Raw genomic sequence first — 2,671 nt, 5'->3', positions numbered from 1 at the left:
CAGAGCGTGTCAAGCATCTCCCTATCCTCTTTGTTGCGGCAGACCTTATCAATCCAGGTAGCACGTTTGTAACCGCCTCCGGTGTATTCATTGTTTACGATCCTTACGAGCATGTCTTTTTCTTCCAGACTGATTTCCATGGTACAACCCCTCTTTTTTGATATATCTTAAATATCTTCAATAAAATTAGAAATGTCAAACTAATTCACAGGTGCATTTTCCGCAAAAGGCAGTGTGTCAGCCTGCCGGCTGTAGACGGTTTCTCTCGCTCCTTATAGTGCTTCCCGTTCCTCCGGACGAACAAGATGCCGCTCTTGAGTTCATGCCGGGTCAGGGTACTTTAGTTGAGAAACCAACTTTGTAGTACCGCAATGGGCGCTAAAACAGGCGGGAACAGGCAATTGCACGGCTTGTGAATTATTTCATTTTCTACCCCTTTTTTTCTTGACAGGAAATTTTCAATTTGATAATTTATTCACAATAAAAGCAAGAGATCAACTTCAGCTATATAGGAGTTAAGAATGAGATACGCAGAGACTGGATTTAATTTAGAAATTGATCTAACCAAGGGAAACATTGAGAGGGTAGAGACTGACCCAAAAGACACCGAGCTTTATCTTGGAGGGCTCGGTACGAACACCAAGATATTATGGGAAAGGGTTCCCCCCGATACTGACCCCTTTTCTCCTGACGTTCCACTGATTTTCGGCGCCGGCCTTTTATGCGGCACACCTGCTCCCGGTGCGAATCGTACTATTATTACCGCCTATTCTCCTCAGACGTTGTTAATGGGATATTCAATAATGGGTGGGTTCTGGGCGCCGGAGCTGAAGTATGCAGGTTATGACAAGGTGATCCTTCGCGGCAAGTCCCCCAATCTGGTCTATATATGGATACACAATGACAAGGTGGAGATACGTGATGCCAGCCATCTCAAGGGGAAAGGCGCCGTTGAAACGCAAGAGCTCATTAAGAAGGAATTGAACGAGCCGAACGCACAGGTTGCTGCTATCGGCCTGGCCGGTGAAAACAGGGTATTTACGGCTTCCATCGAACAGGGCCGCTCCAGTGCCAGCCGACTCGGACTGGGCGCTGTTATGGGGGACAAAAAGGTAAAGGCAATAGCTGTTCGTGGGACAAAGGACGTCAATCTTGCCCGTCCGGCTGAATTTTTAGAGCTCTGCAACGAGGTGCTGAAATATATAAAATACCGGAACGATAATCCTGTTCCGAATGTAATGACCATTTTACAGGGGCTTGGGTCGCCGCAAGAGATGCTTCACGTTGACGAGAAGTGGCACACCGAAAATTTCGTGTGGGGAAATGCCCGCGTTCGGAGAAAAGACTTCTGGAACAAGGAAATTGAAGAGAGATGGAAAAGTGTCCAATTAAATGTGCGGAAGCGGTTAATAAGCTGCTATAACTGTCCGATGAAGTGCGGGGCGATCATTTCCGTCCCGGGACTTTCGACCTATATGATGAAATGCTTCTCGAAGCTGACCTATACAATGGCGGCCTTTGTAGACGATCTGGATTTTGGCTTTAAGATCGCTCAAAAAGCTACGGAGTACGGAGTGGACGGGTTCTCAACCCCGCAGGTCCTGGCCTTCGCATTTGAGCTTAAAGAGGCCGGTATTCTGACCGACAAGGACTTTGAAGGGACATCCGCTTATGAGGCATGCCCGTCCGATAACGAGGGGAAATTTTACTGGTTGCTTGACAGGGTCGTCCGCCGGGAAGGGATAGGAGATATTTTAGCCGACGGCACCTATTGGGCAGCCCAAAAGATCGGCAAGGGCGCAGAGGTATACGCTCACAACAACATCAAGAAACATGAGCAGCTCCCTCTCAAGCTCGGGATGCTGAATCCGGTATATTTCCTTATGTATGCAACCGGCGAGAAGATAAACATAACCCAGATCGAGGGACAATTTCCTCAGACACCTTTTGCGACCATGGAAGAGAGGGAAGAGTTTATAAGGGATTGGATCCAGGTTCCTGATGAAAAGTTCAAGCAGATTGTTCTGGACTGGGAATTTCGCGGAGAACGCGCAAACCCGTATTACCCGACCGTTGATATGTCTGTTGACATTGTCGATTGGCAGGAGATGATACACTACTTTGACGACGCCCTCGGGGTCTGTGCCGGTTTGTCGTCATTTCCCCTGAAGCCTCCCTATCATATACACAATTACCCGAAGATAATCTCGGCAGCAACGGGGATTGATATAGATGAAGAGGGTCTCAAAAAGATATACAGGAGGAACCGGAATCTGCTCAGGGCCGTTAACACAAGAAGAGGATTGCGAAGAGCTGATGAGGTGCCGCCGGAGGACCACTGGAAGAAAAGATTTCCCGAGCTTGAAGCCCAGCTTTTGGATGCGTATTACAAATTCAAGGGGTGGGATAATGAGGGTATCCCCAAAAAAGAGACCTTGCAGGAATTGGATCTGGGCTACGTTGCCGAAGACTTAGAACAGAGAGGGATAATAAAAAATGGCCAAGATTAAGAAGAAAATCAAAACGATCAAAGTCGATCTTGATAAGTGCAATGGCTGCCGGGCATGTGAGGTAATCTGCTCCGCCTTTCACGCGAACCCGAAATACAGCAGCAATAACCCGGCGAGGTCGCGTATCCGGATGATCCGTGACCCTATAAGAGACGTATATG

1 protein-coding gene is annotated in these 2,671 nt (G+C 47.9%); it reads left to right on the top strand.

Annotated elements, in window-relative coordinates:
* Nucleotides 1–521: 521 nt before the first annotated feature.
* Entirely contained in the window at nt 522–2,510 is a 1,989-nt protein-coding gene (locus tag PHU49_16885; GenBank protein ID MDD5245685.1) for an aldehyde ferredoxin oxidoreductase N-terminal domain-containing protein, read from the top strand.
* The last annotated feature ends 161 nt before the right edge of the window (nt 2,511–2,671 follow it).

The sequence above is a fragment of the Syntrophorhabdaceae bacterium genome, assembly GCA_028713955.1.
Taxonomy (GTDB): Bacteria; Desulfobacterota; Syntrophorhabdia; order Syntrophorhabdales; family Syntrophorhabdaceae; genus UBA5609.
The sequence above is the reverse complement of the archived record's forward strand: the minus strand, read 5'-3'. Positions and strand labels throughout refer to the sequence as shown.

What these genes read in the sequence shown, in the direction of transcription:
- PHU49_16885 (MDD5245685.1), top strand. Translation starts at nt 522, where the DNA reads ATGAGATACGCAGAGACTGGATTTAATTTAGAAATTGATCTAACCAAG.